Source organism: Melioribacteraceae bacterium, from assembly GCA_035362835.1.
Lineage (GTDB): Bacteria > Bacteroidota > Ignavibacteria > Ignavibacteriales > Melioribacteraceae > DSXH01.
The window spans coordinates 757,175-775,245 of the sequence record DAOSDY010000002.1 but is presented as its reverse complement, the minus strand read 5'-3'; the positions used below and the strand labels follow the sequence as shown (position 1 = coordinate 775,245).

The window sequence follows — 18,071 nt, the reverse complement described above, 5'->3', positions numbered from 1 at the left end:
GATAAAAATGATTACTCGAAAAAATATATTGTATAAAATAGTTTTGATTTTACTTCTTTCTGCCGGTGTTAGTCAGGTTTTAGCACAATATAATGTTGATATCTACAATAAGAGCAACAGAACTGTTGCCGTTCGTATTAATGGAGTTTTTCAGGCTAATCTTGAACCGGGTGCTAGTAAAAGCTATTACGTTAATGATAAATCGACAGTTAATTTTTCTTTAAGTGATACTGATCCCGAAGTTGTTCAAGCCATTCAGAATGCTGCTTATCAGGGAATTAATTGGAAGTATGATTGGACACAATATCAGATGGGTTCTTCGTATGTCGAAGGACCCGGTACTATCAATTTAATTCCGGCATTGCACAGTGATGGCACTTATACTTGGGTAACATTGCAGGTTGTACCCTTACAGCAAAACTCTACTTATTACTCTTCAAATGATTCATATGATTCTTACGATGATGATGAGGATTTAGTATGGTATATGATTCTTGGTCTATTAGTCGGAGCCATTCTGCCATTCCTGTTCTAAAATAGTTTTAGATATTATGAATAGTGTTTAACTTTAGCTAAAAGGGATTTCAAATGTACTTGGATCTTCTGAATAATAATTATAAACTGACTTCAGATCAGATTGCTGATTATAAAAATAATTCTTTTATCAAGTTGAAAAATGTTCTTCCTGCTGAGGTTATCCTGTATTATAATCAGGTTATTTCAGATAAGGTGAATGAACTTAATAAAGTTGATCTTCCTTTAGATAAAAGAGACACATACGGTAAAGCGTTTCTGCAGCTTTTCAATCTCTGGAAAGAGGATGAGCGGATTAAAGAACTCGTCTTCAGCAGGCGGCTTGCTAAGATTGCATCCGAGTTAATGGAAGTAAGCGGAGTCCGCCTCTATCACGATCAGGCCCTCTTTAAAGAAGCAGGCGGGGGAATTACTCCGTGGCATGCAGATCAGTATTACTGGCCTCTATCGAGCGATAAAACTATTACAGCATGGATACCACTGCAGGCTGTTCCTTTAAATATGGGTCCGCTCGAATTCAGCTCAGGAAGTAATAAACTTGTATACGGAAGGGAATTAGCAATAAGCGATGAAAGTGAAAAACAACTTAAAGACAAATTAAGGGTAAATGATTTCCCGCACGTCATTGAACCTTACGATATCGGTGAGGTCAGTTTCCACTCCGGCTGGATCTTTCACCGCGCAGGGGCTAATACATCCGGGCAAATAAGAAAAGTTATGACAGTCATTTATATGGATAAGGATATGATTCTGAAAAAGCCCGAAAATGATAACCAGAAACTCGATTGGGAAACATGGTGCCCGGGTGCTAAAGTAGGTGAAGTGATTGATACTCCACTGAACTCTGTTCTTTATTCCGAATAGCTTACAAATTAATCTTTTAATTTAGATCGACTTAAGTATTTAATAACTGACTTACAGGTTTTTTGATTCTTATTTTTTATATTAATTCCTGAGTTAGTTAATTCCCAATTCTCATCACCCTGATCTTTCAATCTTTCCATTAATATATTAATTCTACACTCCTTCATTTTTCTTCCTCAAGGATTTTTACTTTTTCAATGTAGCTCCTGGCTGACCAAATAATTATAAATAGACTTATTCGTCTTTATTTTAATTCTCATAATCTCTATTATTGTTGCCGGATATTTGCGGATTTTCTTAAAAATAAGATTTCGTATATCTGTTCTAAAAATTAACGGATAAACGAGGTCCAAAAACCGTGAAAATTGCCGAAATAATCGATTAAGCTGACTGATAAATGGCAGGATTCTTGTGTAATTAAACCGGTAAATTCTATAAAAGTAACAAAGAACTAAGAACCAAAAACTAAATTACTATAAAATAACAGGTGTTTTAATGGAAAGAAAAAAAATAACTATTGACGGCAATGAAGCGGCTGCGTCCGTTGCATTCAGGTTAAGCGAGGTGATAGCTATCTATCCGATAACTCCATCGTCTACTATGGGTGAGTTATCCGATGCATGGGCTGCACGTCAGGATAAAAATATCTGGGGGACTGTTCCTTCTGTAACCGAGATGCAGAGCGAAGGCGGTGCAGCTGGTGCTGTTCACGGAGCTCTTCAGAGCGGTGCCCTTACAACAACTTTTACCGCTTCTCAGGGCTTGCTTTTAATGATCCCGAATATGTATAAGATTGCAGGCGAACTTACACCAACAGTTTTTCATGTTAGTGCCCGTTCGATAGCCGCTGCGGCTCTTTCGATTTTCGGTGACCATAGCGACGTTATGGCAACACGTCAGACCGGATTCGGACTTCTCTGTTCAAACTCGGTTCAGGAAGTTATGGATACCGCGCTTATAGCACATAAAGCTTCAATAGAATCGAGAATCCCGTTCGTCCACTTCTTCGACGGATTTAGAACATCCTCGGAAGTTATGAAGATAGAAGAGTTATCCGACGAAGACCTTCATTCAATGATGGATCCGAAAGCGGTAAGTGAATTTAAGAAACGCGCTCTTTCGCCGGAGAATCCTTTCATCCGCGGAACTGCCCAGAATCCAGATGTTTACTTCCAGGGTAGGGAAACAGTTAATAAATTTTATAATGCCTGTCCGGAGATTGTTGAAAATGCGATGAATCAGTTTGCAAAACTGACTGGAAGACAATACAGGTTATTCGATTATTTCGGGGCTCCGGATGCTAAACGTGTAATTATTATTATGGGCTCCGGCGCTGAAACCGCTCAGGAAACAGTTGATTATATGACTGAAAAAATGGAAGAGAAAGTCGGAATTATTAAAGTAAGACTCTACAGACCATTCTCTGCAAAACATTTTCTGGAAGCATTACCAAAAACAGTCGAAAAAATTGCTGTACTCGATAGAACAAAAGAACCGGGCGCGCTTAGCGAACCGCTTCACCTCGATGTTGTAAATGCGATTTCTGAAGCTATGGCATCTGATAATCCTCCTTTCTCAAAAATGCCTGAAATCGTTGGCGGCCGTTACGGCCTTTCTTCCAAAGAATTTACTCCTGCTATGGTTAAAGCCGTTTTCGATAACCTGAAATCAGCTAAACCGAAGAACCATTTTACAGTAGGAATAAACGACGACGTTACGTTTACCAGCCTTGATTTCGATCCGGCATTTATGACCGATCCGGATAGCGTAGTCCGATGCTTATTCTACGGACTCGGCGCTGATGGAACTGTCGGTGCAAATAAAAACTCAATTAAAATAATCGGTGAAGAAACTGAAAATTTTGCCCAGGGTTATTTTGTCTACGATTCTAAGAAATCAGGTTCAACAACTATTTCACACTTAAGATTCGGTCCGAAACCGATCCATTCTACTTATCTTATTCAAACTGCAAAATTTGTCGGATGCCACTCATTCGGACTCATGGAAAAATTCGATGTACTCGAAAAAATTGTTGACGGCGGAACGTTCCTGCTCAATTCTCCTTTCAGTAAAGAAGAAACATGGGATAAACTTCCGAAAAAAGTTCAGCAGCAGATAATTGATAAGAAACTAAAAGTATATGCAATCGATGGATATGCAGTTGCCAACGCAACTGGAATGGGCGGAAGAGTAAATACAATTATGCAGACCTGCTTCTTCGCAATCTCAGGTGTCCTTCCAAAAGATGAAGCTATTGAACAGATCAAAAAATCGATCAAGAAGACTTACGGCGCTAAAGGTGAAGATATTGTTAAAAAGAATTATGAAGCGGTAGATCAGACTCTGGCTCACTTATACCAGATTGATATACCGGCTAAACCAACCAGCGTAATTGAATTGCCTCCGATTGTTTCCGATCAGGCGCCTGACTATGTGAAAAATGTTCTGGCTAAGATGATGGCAGGAAAAGGCGATGATGTTAAGGTTAGCGAAATGCCGATCGACGGAACTTTCCCTTCGGCTACTACAAAATGGGAGAAGAGAAATATCGCTCTCGAAATACCTGAATGGGATCCTGAATGGTGTATTCAATGCGGAAAGTGTGCCCTTGTATGCCCGCATGCCGCAATCAGAATTAAAGTTTATGACAAGAAACATCTCGAAAATAAACCTGCTGCGTTCAAAACAATGGATGCAAAAGGTAAAGAGTTTCCGGAAGGATACGCTTATACAATACAGGTTGCCGCTGAGGATTGTACCGGCTGCGAACTCTGTTATGAAGTCTGTCCGGCCAAGAACAAGAGAGAGACACGCCTTAAAGCTCTCAATATGGTTCCTCAAATCCCGATCCGTGAACAGGAGAGAGTTAATTTCGATTACTTCCTGAACATTCCTGAAATCGACAGAAGACTCGTTAATACTTCACTGATTAAGAGCAATCAGTTACTCGAACCGTTGTTTGAGTTCTCAGGCGCATGTTCAGGATGCGGTGAAACTCCTTATGTAAAACTTGCCTCCCAGTTGTTCGGCGATAGAATGATGGTTGCTAATGCTACCGGTTGTTCGTCGATCTACGGCGGAAATTTGCCAACAACACCTTGGGCAATGAACAAAGAGGGACGCGGCCCGGCATGGGCTAACTCGTTATTCGAGGATAATGCTGAATTCGGTATGGGTATGCGCCTTGCGGTTGATAAACAGAATCAGTTTGCAAAAGAATTATTGTCCCGACTTTCTGATCAACTCGGAAAGGAATTTGTTGATTCTTTAATCAATGCCGATCAGAAAGATGAAACCGGAATCTATGAACAGAGAGAACGGGTAGAAGAATTGAAAAAGAAGCTCGAATCGATCAAATCATCCGATGCCGGTAAACTCCTTGAAGTTGCAGATTTCCTCGTTAAGAAATCGGTCTGGATAATGGGCGGTGACGGCTGGGCTTATGATATCGGTTACGGCGGTTTGGATCATGTAATGGCTTCCGGCAAAAATGTTAATATTCTGGTTCTTGATACTGAAGTATACTCCAATACCGGAGGGCAAATGTCCAAAGCTACCGGAATGGGCGCTGTTGCTAAATTTGCTGCAGCAGGTAAACCAACTGCTAAGAAAGATCTTGCTATGATGGCTATGAACTATGGAAATGTATATGTAGCAAGAGTAGCAATGGGCGCTAACGATGCCCAGACAATAAGAGCATTCTTAGAAGCAGAAGCATACGACGGTCCGTCTATCATTATCGCCTACAGCCATTGTATTGCTCACGGTATCAATATGGCTAAGGGAATGGAAAGCCAGAAACTTGCCGTTGAAAGCGGTTACTGGACGATGTTCCGTTACCATCCGGATAATTTGAAAGAAGGAAAGAATCCACTTAAACTAGATTCCAAAGCTCCGAAGATTAAACTTGAGGATTATATCTATAAAGAGACACGCTATAAGATGCTTACAAAATCGCACCCGAAAGAAGCAAAGGAACTCTTGAGCGCTGCTCAGGAGGATGTACTTAAACGCTGGAAATTATATGAACAGATGGCTTCATTCGATTATTCAAACGACGGAAGCGGTGAGAAAAAAGAGAACTAATAAACTCCATTATGATTGCCGGGAATAATATGTTATTCCCGGTATGAATAAAGGAATTGAAAATTTTAAATAAGGAGTTAAAATATGGATCTATCAACAACATATATGGGATTGAAACTTAAGAATCCTATCGTTCCTTCTTCTTCTCCGCTTTCACAGAGTGTTGATAACGTTAAGAAGATGGAGGATGCAGGCGCAGCAGCTGTAGTTGTTTATTCACTTTTCGAAGAACAGATTACACATGAATCCGGTGAACTCGATCATTATCTCTCTTACGGAACCGAAAGCTATGCCGAGGCATTAAGCTATTTCCCGGAACCTCAGCAGTTTCACTTAACACCTTATCAATATCTCGATCATATAGCAGCACTTAAAAAATCTGTTAGTATTCCGGTTATCGGAAGTCTTAACGGTGTAAGTACCGGCGGCTGGGTTAAATATGCGAAGAATATTGAACAGGCCGGAGCTGATGCACTCGAACTTAATATCTATTATATAGCAACAAATCCGAATCTCACCGGCTCGGAAATCGAAACGATGTATGTGGATGTTCTTACTGAAATTAAAAAGAACGTTAAAATCCCTGTCGCTATGAAGCTAAGTCCGTTCTTCACTTCAATGTCGAATGTGGCAAGAAGATTGGATAATGCGGGGGCAGATGCGCTTGTCCTTTTCAACCGTTTCTATCAGCCCGATTTCGATCTTGAAAAACTTGAAGTAGTGCCAAATCTTGTTCTGAGTACTAACTGGGAAATGAGACTTCCATTAAGGTGGATTGCCATTCTCTATGGAAATATTAAAGCTTCATTAGGTGCAACCAGCGGAATTCATTCTCATGAGGATGTTATAAAAGTTATGATGGCAGGCGGCGATGTTGCTATGATGGCTTCCGAACTGCTTGTTAAGGGAATAGGACGGATTACAGAAATTATTGATGGACTTAAAGAATGGATGGAAAAGAATGAGTATAGCTCGATCGATATGATGAAGGGAAGTATGAGTCAGAAAAAAATCGCGCAGCCGGCTGCATTTGAAAGGGCTAATTATATGAAATTACTCCAAAGCTGGAAGACACTTGCCTGATTAAAGTATCTTAAAATACTATTTGTGTGAACCCGCTTTACCTAAGCGGGTTTTTTATTTCATTCCTTTAACTCACCATCAATGGAATTATAATTTCCGGCTAAGTATATTCTATCTCAAATTTATTCACATCATAAAAAATTTTGACTCTATGCAGGAATTTTATCATAAGTGGTATACGCAATATCTGAGCAGGGATTTCGAAATGCTTGTTTTCGGTCATTCAGGTTTCCCTGTAATTCTGTTCCCAACTTCAAAGGGAAAATATTTTGAGAACAAGGATTTCGGACTTATCGGTTCTGCAGCCCATCTTATTGAATCCGGTAAGGTGAAAATTTATTGCCCGGATGGCATCGATTCTGAAAGCTGGTATAACTATGGAATCCATCCGGCCGATCGTGTCAAAACCCATCTGGCCTACGAAAGAGTTATTCTGAACGATGTTATTGAATTTGCTAAGTATGAAACCGGTTCTAAAACTGTTGGCGTTGCCGGATGCAGTTTCGGAGGATATCATGCTTTGAATCTGGCTTTCCGTCATCCGGATAAAGTCAGTCATCTGTTTACATTGGGCGGTGCTTATGATATTAAACAGTTTATTATGGGCTATTACGACGATAATTGTTATTTCAATAACCCTCCCGATTATATGAATAATCTTAACGACCCCTGGTTCCTCGATCGAATAAAAAAAATGGGAATTATTTTGGGAACAGGTGAATGGGATATTTGTCTGGAAGAGAATAAAAGGATGAGCGGAATACTTCATTCAAAAGAAATCCCCCACTGGCTCGATGTAAGGTCATCAACCGGACATGACTGGCCCTGGTGGAAAGAGATGTTTCCGTATTACCTTTCAAGAATTTAATATTCGACCCCCAGTAGCCCTTAGTTTATAATTCATGAGGATCGGCGGTTGAATAAGAAAAATAAATTTAAGAAAAGTCTTTGGAGAAACAGCAATGAAGAAAATAGGAATACTATTCGGTCAGGAGAATACATTCCCTCAGGCATTTGTCGATAGAGTTAATTCGAAAAATGAAAAGGGAATCTCTGCTGAATTTGTAAAAGTAAATAAAGTGATCCAGGGCGATGCTTCCGAATACGCAGTAATAATCGACCGAATCTCGCAGGACGTACCGTTTTATAGAGGGATGCTCAAGAACGCCGCATTATCCGGTACAGCCGTAATAAATAATCCTTTCTGGTGGAGCGCAGACGAAAAGTTTTTTAATAATGCGCTTGCTACCAAACTAAATGTTCCGGTGCCTAAGACTGTCCTGCTCCCCTCAAATCAGCATCCCCCTGATACAAATGAGAAATCGTTTCGTAACCTTGAATACCCCCTCGATTGGGAAGGTATTTTTAACTACGTTGGATTCCCGGCATTTTTTAAACCTTTTGCGGGAGGTGGGTGGAAAAATGTCTATAAACTGAACAATAAAGAGGAATTTTTTAATGCATATAATGAAACCGGCCAGCTTGTTATGATGCTCCAGGAAGCGATTGAGTTCGAAGATTATTTCAGGTGTTATTGTATCGGCAGTAAAGACGTTCGGATTATGAGATACGATCCTAAAGTTCCTCACCATGAAAGATATGTAAAAAATCCTTTGCCGGTCGAAGCTAAGTTATTAAAAAATATAGAGAAATACGTTCTTACTTTGAACAAAGGATTGGGCTATGATTTTAATACAGTCGAGTTTGCTGTGAGGGATGGAATCCCTCTGGCCATCGATTTCTGCAACCCGGCTCCCGATGCCGACCTGCATTCAGTTGGCGAGGAAAACTTTGAATGGGTTGTAGAAGCTGCCGCTAATATGGCAATCGATAGAGCGAAAAAGCACAAAGCCGGAAGGAACAACCTTACCTGGGGCGAGTTTATTAAATCCTATGTAAATGATGCTCCCAAATCAAAATAAGTGACTGAAGGAGGCAGATTTTTTTTTATGAGTGACAAACTATTCACGATCGGCATAGAAGAGGAATTCCAGATTGTTGACCCTGTTACACGTGAACTCAAATCCCACATCGAACTGATTCTAGGTGACGGAAAAGTCATTCTCAAAGAACAGGTGAAAGCAGAAATGCACCAATCCGTTGTAGAGGTCGGCTCGAATGTCTGCTACAATATTAAAGATGCCCGTAAAGAGGTTGTACGACTGAGATCCAGCCTTGCACGAATCGCAAAACAGCACGGACTTGAAATCGCAGCTGCCGGAACACATCCATTTTCAAAGTGGGCGGAACAAAAAATTACAGATCATCCGCGCTATCATGATGTAGTAGAGGATATGCAGGATGTTGCCCGGGCAAATTTAATCTTCGGATTGCATGTTCATATCGGTCTGGAAAATAAGGAAGATACGATCCATATAATGAATGCTCTGAGATATTTTCTACCTCATATTTTTGCACTCTCTACATCATCACCATTCTGGGAAGGGAGGAAAACAGGTTTTAAATCCTACCGTACAAAAATATTCGACCGCTTTCCTCGTACTGGAATTCCCGATCATTTCAATAGTTATGGTGAATTTGAATCGTATGTAAATCTCCTTATAAAAACTGGATGCATCGATAATGCCAAACGAATCTGGTGGGATGTTCGGCCTCATCCGTTTTTTAACACTTTAGAGGTCCGGATATGCGACATTCCCATGCTGGTTGATGAAACAATTGCAATCTCAGCATTGATTCAGGCGGTTGTTGCAAAACTTCATAAACTGCTTAAGAAAAATCTTGGATTCAGATTGTACAGACGGCTGTTGATAAATGAAAATAAATGGCGCGCCGCACGATACGGTTTGGAAGGTAAAATGATTGACTTCGGGAAACAGGAGGAGGTGGATACGGTTTATCTGATTCATGAGCTTCTCGATTTTGTAGATGAAGTCGTCGACGAACTCGACAGCCGCGATGAAATTAATTATGTGAAAGAAATTCTTAAAATGAAAACCGGCGCGTACCGTCAACTCCAGGTATTCGAAAAAACTAACGATCTAAGGAAAGTTGTCGATTTTATTATTGAACAGACGAATTTCGGCCTGGAGATCTGATGATTCCGGAGATAAGAAAGGAATTCAATTCAAGATACTCAGACGAAGTTTATAATAATTACCTGAATGAAATCTGGCAATGGACTAATGGTGAAATTGATTTCCGGATCTCTGAAACTCCTTTATTCCTCGATAATAATCTGACGGACCGATTGACTGAGGCGGCTGATTCCATTTTAAAAATTTTACAGACTGAAAACTTTAAAAGAAATTCATTTAACGCTGTTCCTGAAGAACTTTATGTTCCCAACGAAGATGAACATCCACTTTTTCTTCAGATTGATTTTGCAATTACAAAAGATCCCAATGGCAATCTTGAACCGAAACTGATAGAACTTCAGGGTTTCCCATCGCTCTATTCTTTTCAGACAGAAGTGGACCGACTCAACAGAAAATATTACAAAATTCCTGAAGGCTTTAATTCTTATTTCAACGGGCTGAATGAAGAATCCTATTTTAAGATCCTAAAAAGTGCAATTCTCGGACTTCATAATCCTGAAAATGTTATCCTGCTTGAAATTGAACCCGATAAACAGAAAACCAGGATCGATTTTTATATCACAGGAAAAAAAATCGGTATTAAGCCGGTTTGCATTTCGGATATCGTAAAAGATGGTAAAAATCTATACTATACAGATAGAGGAAAGAAAGTAAAGATCGAACGGATTTATAATCGTGTGATATTTGATGAATTGTTGAGGAGAAATATAAAATATAATTTTGATTTCAGAGACCAATATGATGTAGAATGGGCCGGTCATCCAAACTGGTTCTTCAAAATCAGTAAACACTCTCTTCCCCTAATAAAAGGTGGTTATGCACCGGAGACTTTTTACCTCTCTTCTATAAATGAATACCCGGAGAACCTGCAGAACTATGTCTTAAAACCCCTCTATTCGTTCGCCGGGTCTGGGGTTGTTGTAGATCTTTCTAAAGATCTGCTGGAGAAAATAGATAATAGAGAGAATTATATACTTCAAAAGAAAGTTGAATACGCTCCGCTGATCGAAACACCCGATCAATTTTCAAGAGCTGAGATCCGCATGATGTATATCTGGATAGACGAACCGGTCCTAGTAAATAATCTGCTTCGCACAAGTAAGGGCAGAATGATGGGAGTCGATTTTAATAAAGGCAAGACATGGGTCGGTTCCAATATCGCTTATCACACCTGATTTTTATTCATTCTAATAGAACTTCTGTAACGATCCGCCTGTTATTGTAAATAAAGTATATGAAAGGACTTAAATGAAAATTGGAATTCTTGGTTCTGGCCCGGTTGCAAAAACTCTGGGACTCGGTTTTATAAGATCTGGGCATCATGTAAAGCTTGGAACAAGAGATATTAATAAACTTAAGGAATGGTTAAATGAAGCCGGTTCAAATGCTTCTGCCGGTAGTTTTTCTGAAGCTGCATCCTTTGGTGAAATAGTTGTTCTCGCGACTCTCTTTAGCGGTACAGAAAACGCAATTAAAATTTCAGGACTCGAGAATTTTTCTAATAAGGTTGTTGTCGATACAACAAATCCGCTCGACTTCAGCAGCGGAGTCCCGCCTAAGTTTACTGCTGCGCCAGGCAACTCTGCCGGTGAACAGATTCAGGCATGGCTCCCTGAATCAAAGGTTGTTAAAGCCTTCAATTCGGTCAGCGCCTCAATTATGGTTAATCCTAAACTTCAGGAAGGTAATCCGGATCTGTTAATAGCCGGGGACGACATCGATGCGAAGAAAAAAGTAATAGGTTTAGCAGGTGAATTCGGATGGCAGAATATAATTGATATCGGTGATATAAAGCACTCATTCTGGCTGGAAGCGTTCGCAATGCTCTGGATTGAATTCGGCTTTAAGTATAATCACTGGACACACGCTTTTAAACTACTTTATAAGTAATTATTTGTGTCCATTTCTTGAATATCTCTTTAATAAAATCTAACTTTGCACCGCCTTTTAAGCCGAAGTGGCGGAATTGGTAGACCTGCCGGCAGGCAGGCGCGCTGGACTAAAAGATGTATTATGTTTATGCAATAAGAAGTGTTCATCGAAATTATATTTATGTCGGTATTACCGCTAATTTAGATGAGAGATTTCTAAGGCATAATAGAGGTCGAGAAAAAACAACAAAACCATATGCGCCTTTTGAATTAATCTATTCTGAAAAACATGATTCGAGAAATACTGCTAGGGTAAGAGAAAAGTACTTAAAATCCGGAGTTGGAAAAGAATTCTTGAAAAAATTGTAATGCCGAAGTGGCGGAATTGGTAGACGCGCTGGACTCAAAATCCAGTGGGGCTCAAACCTCGTGCCGGTTCGAGTCCGGCCTTCGGTACAAAAACCCGATCTTTATGATCGGGTTTTTTATTTGAGGAATAATTTGTTCAATTCCTCCAGGAGTACATCTATTCCGTTCGAGATTGCCTGATCTACCGGCGGGTAGTGATAAGGCCCTTTGAATAATATATCAGCATAACTATCATATCCGCATAAATCTGCTTTCCACAATATCTTTCCATCCTGTAAAGAAGCCATATAATAAATGAAATCGCATTTTGTTACAACTGTTATCATAAGGTGGTTAGAGTATCCGTACCAGGTGTAATAGTAGTGTTCGTTTTTCTTAATATCCCCGACAATTATTGCGTCTACACTTTCCGTTAATAAAAATGAACCTAGATTTGTTCCGAATAAGATTTTAAGGTTCAGGACACCATTCCTTTTTAATGATTTTACCTGTTGTGTAATAGAAACTGAATCCGATGCAATAAACTTATCAATATCAATCATCATAAATTTTTCATTCTTTAAAAGCCGGTTGTAAAAATAATTTGTCGAGTAAAACGTTCCTGTGCTGGTCGTATCGTCATTCCTCATCGGCAGAAGTGCAGCTGTACTTATTTTATATTTATCAAAATCCTCATTTATGTCAAATGAAATGAAACTACTTTCGAGAATATCCTGACATGAAATAAAAAGGGAAGCACAAATTAATAAAGTAAAAGAATGGGGACTATACCTTTTCATGTTCACTCCGAGAGTTAGATGATGAAGTTGATGAAAAGGTATTGATTTATTTTATGATAAACAATTCTTAAAATATATCTCCAAGTACCTTTAAGGAATAGATAACGTGGTAATTATTTGCTGTGGATATTTCCTCTTGCCAGAGAAGCAAAGATTCCAGCGACAGATAAGATGCTGAATAATATGAATAATGTCCTTGCGCTTTCCATAAATTCTGCACTGTTTAACGGAGATAATTCTCTTTCACCCAAATAAAATGTAAAAATCATTATTACTATCCCCATGCTTAATGTCTGACCTATTACTCTCATCGATGCGAGTGTTGAAGATGCTACACCATAATAATGACGGTCTACCGAACTCATAATTGCATTTACATTTGGTGAAGAGAAAAGTGCAAATCCCAAACCGAGAAAAGCGAGATTACCGATAATAAGTCCGTAGCCGGTACCGGGAGTCAGAAAGCAGAAAATCACCAGGCCGATAGTTAAGAATGCCATTCCGGTTGAAGATACTAACTGCGGTTCGAACCGGTCTGATAATTTCCCCGCGTAAGGCGAGAAAACCGCCTGAAGCACTGGTTGTGTAATCAATATAATTCCTGCTTCTCTTGGTTTTAAACCCTTCACAATCTGAAGGTAAAAACTGATCAGAAAACTTATTGCGAATGTGGCGCAGTAATTTATTAAAGCTGAAAGGTTTGAGTATGTAAAGGTCCTGTTCGACTTGAATATTCGTACGTCGAAGAGGGGATTGATAATTTTCTTTTCAATGTTGAAAAAAACAATTAATAAAATTGTACCGGTAATTGTTAGAATAATTCCCGTTATTCCGGGAAGCATTGAAATCCCGATCATTGCTGAGACAATTGATAAGGAATAAACAATACTCCCCATAATATCATATTTTTCGGAAGTGGATTGTTCTTCAATACCCTTTAACATGAAAGAGACAATCAGAATTATTACAAGTCCGATAATTGCACTAGTGAAAAATATTCCTCTCCAGCCGAGATATTGTGTTATGAATCCGCCTAGAAATGGCCCGGAAGATAAACCTGTATAAACCGATGCTGTGTTTATTCCAAGTACTCTTCCTCTCTGATTAGCCGGATAAGCAGTAACTATCAGAGCGGTTCCAGTTGCAAAAATGAAAGAGGACCCGACTCCCTGTAATGCTCTAAACAAAATAATAATTGCCGTGCTTCCGGATATGCCGCATAAAAAGGTAGAACCGGTAAAGACTATTAATCCGTAACTGAAAAAATTCATTCGACCTTTGGTATCGGATAACTTTCCGACAGGGATTAATAGAACTGCTGTTATTAGAAAATAAACTGTCGAAATCCAACTAAGTATCTTTGCTGAGGAACTAAATTCTGAACCGATTACCGGCAGGGCAATATTCAGTGAAGAGCCCATAAAAGCCGTCATGAAGGAAGTAACAGTAGTGACTAATAGAATTAATCCCGGTCTCTGGTATGACTTGCTCTGATTCATTAAAAGAAAGAATTAGTTACTCAAAACTAGTTCATTAATAAAAGAAATTATAGTGTTAAACTTATTATTTGTAATCTATGCGGATATTCAATTTGAGCAAAGCTGATTATTTAATTAACTTTGCACCCGAAATAATTTTATTCAACAATCGAAATGGTAATTAACTCAAATGGAAGATAACAATAACAAAGACAGAAATTCTGGTGAACTTAAGTCGAAGAATTTTATTTATGAAATTATCGATCAGGATATGAAAACAGGGAAGTGGAACGGAAAAGTTATAACCCGATTCCCTCCGGAGCCGAACGGTTATCTCCATATCGGTCATGCCAAATCGATCTGCCTTAATTACGGTATTGCAAGAGATTACAATGGTAAGTTCAATCTCCGTTTCGATGATACTAATCCGGAAAAAGAGGAACAGGAATATGTTGACTCAATAATTGAGGATGTAAAATGGCTCGGGGCCGATTTTGAAGACCGGATTCTCTATGGTTCGGATTATTTTGAACAGATGTATGAATGGGCAGTTGTTCTCGTAAAAAAAGGAATGGCATATGTCTGCGACCTTAATGCTGATGAAATCCGTTCTACTAGGGGAACACTAACTGAACCAGGTAAAGAATCTCCGTACAGAAATAGAACAATTGAAGAGAATCTTGATCTGTTTGAAAGAATGCGGAAAGGAGAATTCCCGAACGGCTCGAAAACCCTGCGCGCAAAAATTGATATGTCCTCGCCCAACATCAATTTGCGTGATCCGATCATGTACCGTATTGTGCACGAGGAACACCACAGGCAGGGAAATAACTGGTGCATTTACCCGACCTACGATTGGGCTCACGGCAATGAAGATTCTATCGAAGGAATAACCCACTCAATCTGCACTTTAGAATTTGAAAATCACAGACCTCTGTACGACTGGTTTCTGGATCAGCTTGAAGTGCATCATTCGCAGCAGATCGAGTTCGCCCGACTGAATTTAAGTTATACAGTAATGAGCAAAAGAAGGCTACTTCAATTGGTTAAAGAAGGATATGTTGATGGATGGGACGATCCCCGTATGCCAACAATTTCAGGATACCGGAGGCGAGGGTATACTCCTGAGTCGATCAGAAATTTTGCAGAGATAATTGGTGTTGCTAAAAGAGATGCAACTACAGATATCGCGCTGCTTGAATACGCAATCCGTGATGATCTGAACAAGAAAGCAAACAGGGCTATGGCGGTTCTTAATCCTCTTAAAATTACTATTACAAATTATAATGGTGAAGAAGAACTTGATGCTGTAAACAATCCTGAAGATCCCGGAGCAGGAACGCGTAAAGTAGTCTTCAGCAATGAGCTCTATATCGAACAGAGCGATTTCATGGAAAATCCTCCTAAGGGTTTTCACAGGCTTATACCGGGCGGGGAAGTAAGATTACGCTATGCTTATATAATTAAGTGTGAGGAAATTATTAAGAATGAAAAAGGAGAGGTTACCGAACTAAGATGTACTATTGACCACGAGACTAAAAGCGGAACCGGTACAAGTACTAAAAAAGTTAAAGGTGTAATTCACTGGGTTTCTGCAAGACATTCGATTAATGCAGAAGTAAGATTGTATGACAGGCTATTTACTGTTGAAAATCCGGGTAATGAGGAGGACTGGCTTTCCAGGATAAATCCTGCCTCGCTCGAAATAATTGAAAATGCTAAACTGGAAATGTCTCTTAAAAACGCTAAGCCTCTAGAGAAATTCCAGTTCGAACGAAACGGATACTTTTGTGTCGATACAAAATATACTACAGCGGAAAAACTTGTGTTTAACAGAACAGTAACATTAAAGGACAGCTGGGCAAAACAGAGATAGACAATTAGCCGCGAAATTTTTATTAATGACTACTGAAAATTTCCTTTAGTATCTTCGATCTGAAATTGAAAATCGCTTCAATCCTATTCCTGACGAATAAGGAATGTGCAATTCTTCCAATCAAACCTAGAGGCAGTGCATAATTGACTCTATCTATCATTATCAATTTCCCTGCTTCTAATTTGAATTGATGAAGATGATGCCAGAATTTGTACGGTCCGAACCTCTGCTCATCGATAAAATATTCATGCTCTTGCACATGAGTAATCTCCGTTACCCAGCGCATGGGGAAATTAAGGACAGGTTTCACTATATATTCGATTATCATTCCTGGATACATTTTTTCATTTTTGTAATCTGAGATTATCTCAAAACCCATATAACCAGGCGTAATCATTTTAAGGTTTTCGGGGGATGAAAAGAAATTCCATGCCTTCTCGAGTGAAATATTGAGTGTCTGCTCGCGGTATAGTGTATATAGCTTCATATGTTTTTAGAAGCTAAACTGGAAAAAATCTCTCTAAGTTCCCTTAATGAAATCTAATTCACGAGGACGGATATAGCTTTTTGAATTCTTCTTATTACCTCATCCTTGCCTAATATTGCAAGAAGTTCGAACATTCCGGGCCCTGTGCTCTGTCCGGATACCGCCAGCCGCAAAGGATGTATCAGCTTACCTTTGCTTGAATTCAATTCCTCGGCTGTCAGAGCCAGTGAATTCTCAAATTCTTCCTTTGATGGATTCTCTAATACTGAAAAACGAGCTATCAGTTTCTCCATTTGTCCGGCAGTCTCAGGTTTCCAGTTCTTTTCGAATGACTTTTGTTCATACTCTACAGGTGAAGTATAGAAGTATTGGCAGGTTGTTATAAACTCCTTTACAAAAGAGACCCGCTCTTTCATAGCGGCAATCACTTTCAGCAGATATTCATCGGTTAGTTTCAGACCAGAATAATCTGAATTCTGAATTTCCATTTTAAGAAGGGGTAGTATCTGATGGTCGTTCATTTTTCTTAAATGTTCAGAATTAAGCCAGTTGAGCTTCTGAAGATCGAACACAGCTCCCGATTTATTCACCCTATCAAGTGAGAATTTTTCAATCAACTCATCTATTAAGTAAAATTCCTTATCGTCACCGGCATTCCATCCCAGAAGAGCAACAAAGTTTATTAGAGCATCCTTTAAAAATCCTTTGTCCCTGTAGTCTTCAACAGCAACATCACCCTGACGTTTACTCAATTTGGATTTATCTGGATTCAAAAGTAATGGAAGGTGCGCGAAAGAAGGGCGTTCCCAGCCGAATGCATCATACAATAATACATGCTTTGGTGTTGAGGAGAGCCATTCCTCTCCGCGTATTACATGGCTGATCTCCATTAAATGATCATCCACAACGTTAGCCAGGTGATAAGTCGGATAGCCGTCGCTTTTAATAAGAACCTGGTCATCAACATTGCTGCTGTCGAATTCAACGCGCTCCCTGATTAAATCGTTAAACGCAATTTTCTGGTTTGGTTTTACATTCAAGCGAATTACGTAAGGGATCCCTATCGAAAGGTTTTTCTGAATTTCATCCTTAGAAAGATTCAGGCAGTGTTTATCATATTTTGCCTGAGGAAGTTTTTGTTTCTCCTGTTCGGCTCTTAATTCCTGAAGACGTTCAGGGGTGCAAAAACAATAGTATGCATTGCCATTCTCAACCAACTGATCGGCATGCTTCTTATAAATTTCGAGTCGTTGCGACTGCATGTAAGGGCCGTAATTGCCGGCTTTATCCGGCCCCTCATCATAATCGAGACCCGCCCATTTCATTGCTGAAATTAGATTTTCGACTGCACCCTCAACATACCGGTTGCGGTCTGTATCCTCGATCCGTAAAATAAATTTACCTTTATTTCTTTTTGCAAATAGATAATTATAAAGTGCGGTTCTTAGACCGCCAACGTGAAGGTATCCGGTTGGAGAGGGGGCAAAACGGACTCTAATATTTTCCACAATAATCCTTATTTATAAAAAAAGCGGCTTAAATATAAAAAAGTTGACTGAAATATCCGGCAGGTCAAGAAGAGCGG

At 39.4% G+C, this 18,071-nt stretch carries 15 protein-coding genes and 1 tRNA gene; 12 read left to right on the top strand and 4 right to left on the bottom strand.

Annotated elements, in window-relative coordinates; all coding sequences use genetic code 11:
- Nucleotides 1-7: 7 nt before the first annotated feature.
- The 11 genes from PLZ15_10635 (at nt 8) to PLZ15_10585 (ending at nt 11,953) form a co-directional block, all read left to right on the top strand.
- A complete protein-coding gene (locus tag PLZ15_10635) occupies nt 8-535 on the top strand; it encodes a hypothetical protein (GenBank protein HOI30200.1) in 528 nt (175 codons plus the stop codon).
- 53 nt (nt 536-588) lie between these two features.
- A complete protein-coding gene (locus PLZ15_10630; GenBank protein ID HOI30199.1) occupies nt 589-1,398 on the top strand; it encodes a phytanoyl-CoA dioxygenase family protein in 810 nt (269 codons plus the stop codon).
- 495 nt (nt 1,399-1,893) lie between these two features.
- Nucleotides 1,894-5,484 carry a pyruvate:ferredoxin (flavodoxin) oxidoreductase gene (nifJ, locus tag PLZ15_10625; GenBank protein ID HOI30198.1) on the top strand — a complete coding sequence of 1,197 codons (3,591 nt, stop codon included), beginning with the start codon at nt 1,894-1,896 and terminating at the stop codon, nt 5,482-5,484.
- 84 nt (nt 5,485-5,568) lie between these two features.
- Nucleotides 5,569-6,567 (top strand): dihydroorotate dehydrogenase-like protein, encoded by a 999-nt coding sequence (locus tag PLZ15_10620; GenBank protein HOI30197.1) that lies wholly within the window; start codon nt 5,569-5,571, stop codon nt 6,565-6,567.
- Between the two features lie 151 nt (nt 6,568-6,718).
- On the top strand, nt 6,719-7,435 hold the full coding sequence (locus tag PLZ15_10615; GenBank protein ID HOI30196.1) for an alpha/beta fold hydrolase: 717 nt from the start codon (nt 6,719-6,721) through the stop codon (nt 7,433-7,435).
- Between the two features lie 94 nt (nt 7,436-7,529).
- On the top strand, nt 7,530-8,489 hold the full coding sequence (locus tag PLZ15_10610; GenBank protein HOI30195.1) for a hypothetical protein: 960 nt from the start codon (nt 7,530-7,532) through the stop codon (nt 8,487-8,489).
- Between the two features lie 27 nt (nt 8,490-8,516).
- Entirely contained in the window at nt 8,517-9,626 is a 1,110-nt protein-coding gene (locus PLZ15_10605) for a carboxylate-amine ligase (GenBank protein HOI30194.1), read from the top strand.
- Nucleotides 9,626-10,801, top strand: coding sequence for a hypothetical protein (locus tag PLZ15_10600; GenBank protein ID HOI30193.1), 1,176 nt, complete (start codon nt 9,626-9,628; stop codon nt 10,799-10,801). Before PLZ15_10605 ends, PLZ15_10600 begins: the two co-directional genes overlap by 1 nt.
- Before the next feature lie 73 nt (nt 10,802-10,874).
- Nucleotides 10,875-11,516 (top strand): NAD(P)-binding domain-containing protein, encoded by a 642-nt coding sequence (locus PLZ15_10595; GenBank protein ID HOI30192.1) that lies wholly within the window; start codon nt 10,875-10,877, stop codon nt 11,514-11,516.
- A gap of 116 nt (nt 11,517-11,632) precedes the next feature.
- On the top strand, nt 11,633-11,866 hold the full coding sequence (locus PLZ15_10590) for a GIY-YIG nuclease family protein (GenBank protein HOI30191.1): 234 nt from the start codon (nt 11,633-11,635) through the stop codon (nt 11,864-11,866).
- Between the two features lies 1 nt (nt 11,867).
- Nucleotides 11,868-11,953 (top strand) — tRNA-Leu (locus PLZ15_10585).
- Between the two features lie 29 nt (nt 11,954-11,982).
- On the opposite strand, the gene PLZ15_10580 is transcribed toward PLZ15_10585, so the two are convergent.
- Together PLZ15_10580 and PLZ15_10575 are read right to left on the bottom strand one after the other, a co-directional pair.
- Nucleotides 11,983-12,645: a hypothetical protein gene (locus PLZ15_10580; protein ID HOI30190.1), complete on the bottom strand. Its 663-nt coding sequence runs from the start codon at nt 12,643-12,645 to the stop codon at nt 11,983-11,985.
- A 113-nt stretch (nt 12,646-12,758) separates the two neighbouring features.
- Nucleotides 12,759-14,144: an MFS transporter gene (locus PLZ15_10575; GenBank protein ID HOI30189.1), complete on the bottom strand. Its 1,386-nt coding sequence runs from the start codon at nt 14,142-14,144 to the stop codon at nt 12,759-12,761.
- Nucleotides 14,145-14,313: 169 nt separating this feature from the next.
- On the opposite strand from PLZ15_10575, the gene PLZ15_10570 reads away from it, so the two are divergent.
- Nucleotides 14,314-15,999: a glutamine--tRNA ligase/YqeY domain fusion protein gene (locus PLZ15_10570; protein HOI30188.1), complete on the top strand. Its 1,686-nt coding sequence runs from the start codon at nt 14,314-14,316 to the stop codon at nt 15,997-15,999.
- Nucleotides 16,000-16,021: 22 nt separating this feature from the next.
- Here PLZ15_10570 and PLZ15_10565 read toward each other — a convergent pair whose 3' ends face one another.
- Complete coding sequence (locus PLZ15_10565; protein ID HOI30187.1) at nt 16,022-16,486, bottom strand: SRPBCC family protein; 465 nt, start codon at nt 16,484-16,486, stop codon at nt 16,022-16,024.
- Between the two features lie 53 nt (nt 16,487-16,539).
- Nucleotides 16,540-17,994, bottom strand: coding sequence for a glutamate--tRNA ligase (gene gltX, locus PLZ15_10560; protein ID HOI30186.1), 1,455 nt, complete (start codon nt 17,992-17,994; stop codon nt 16,540-16,542).
- Nucleotides 17,995-18,071: the final 77 nt, after the last annotated feature.